Annotated in this window: 1 protein-coding gene; it reads right to left on the bottom strand. The window is 53.9% G+C overall.

The genetic code is table 11. The features are described 5' to 3' along the window. A partial coding sequence (locus tag HMPREF3056_RS07170; RefSeq protein WP_246822478.1) for an integrase core domain-containing protein occupies positions 1–1,094 on the bottom strand: 1,094 nt, incomplete at its 3' end. Positions 1,095–1,240 lie beyond the last annotated feature (146 nt).

A 1,240-nucleotide genomic window follows, 5' to 3' on the forward strand; every position in this document is an offset into this window, starting at 1 on the left:
GTGGGAGAAGCTGCAACTTCTCCCACAACCGGCACCATCGCCTCTTTAACCTTCTCGATACGATGCTCGTGGTGTATCGCGCTTTCTGAGTGCGTATCCCGGTATGACTTCACAATCTTGGCCCACAGCAGATCCGGGTCAATGGGTTGTGTTGGGGATTGAGCGTGGGCGAAGTGCTCACGGGCTTGGGCTGGAGTGATGTGCATTTTGCCGACTAGCAGGCCTTGATGGCGGCGCCTGGTGTTGTAAAACTCGCGGTAGTCGTCCAACAGCTGTTGGACGTGCTGAAGTGTCGTAGGTTGGCGTGCATCGAGAAACTTGGTCATAGTTTGATGCGAGCGTTCATCTTTGCCTTGGGTTTGCGGGCCAAAACCTGCAATGGACCAGATACCTTGGGCGGCGAGCCAGCGCTCGGTATCGGACAATCGGCCCCGGTGATAGGTGGCAAAAGCTTCACCGTTATCGGTCAAAAGTTCCTGCGGGCGACCATACGTTTCTATTGCTGCGGCCAGGGTAGTGCGAGCATCGAATCCGTTTTCTTTGGCGGCGAAGGCTTGTGAGCCCAGATCAAACCGGCTGGCATCATCAACCAGCTGGTAGATAGTGATCTGGGTATGTGGAGTGTCAAAGAGTCGATAGACAAACCCGTCGAGTTGCCAGAGCTCATCGACTTTATCGCGTGCCCAGCGTTTATAGCTTTTACGAGGACGTTTACGGGCATTGGCCTCAGCAACACCAGCTTCGTGGAGCCAAAGCGCAATCGTAGACCGTGCCGGTGGGTGCTCTAAACCAAGGTCATCAATGAGGTAGTAATAGATCGACCACGGGCCATAGTCACGTCCCCGGGCCTTGAGCACTGATCGAGCTGTGATGACTTTCTGACGAAGGTGATCATCGTAGATTCTGGCTGGGGAATGCGGGGCGGTGGAGTCAGGCAGGATGCCTGCACGGCCGCGTTGTTCAACGCGGCGTTTGATGTTGGCATAGGTTTGGCGAGATACGCCAATATCCTTGCAGAATTGGGTGACGGTTCGTCCGTCTCTTACTGGGTCGAAGTCCGCTATTTTCTTGCGGAGATGGGTTGAAATAGCCATCTTGGTATTCCACCCCACCGACTGTCCAAAAAGTCTTGAGACATCACGACAAGGAAGTCTTTGGACTCCGTGACCAAAAACTATCTGGACTCCCCGTCCAAAAAGCCATTAGACTCCGTGTCCAAAAACTCCATAGACATCACAGT

The sequence above is a fragment of the Corynebacterium sp. HMSC056F09 genome, assembly GCF_001815785.1.
In the GTDB taxonomy this organism is placed as follows: Bacteria; Actinomycetota; Actinomycetes; order Mycobacteriales; family Mycobacteriaceae; genus Corynebacterium; species Corynebacterium hiratae.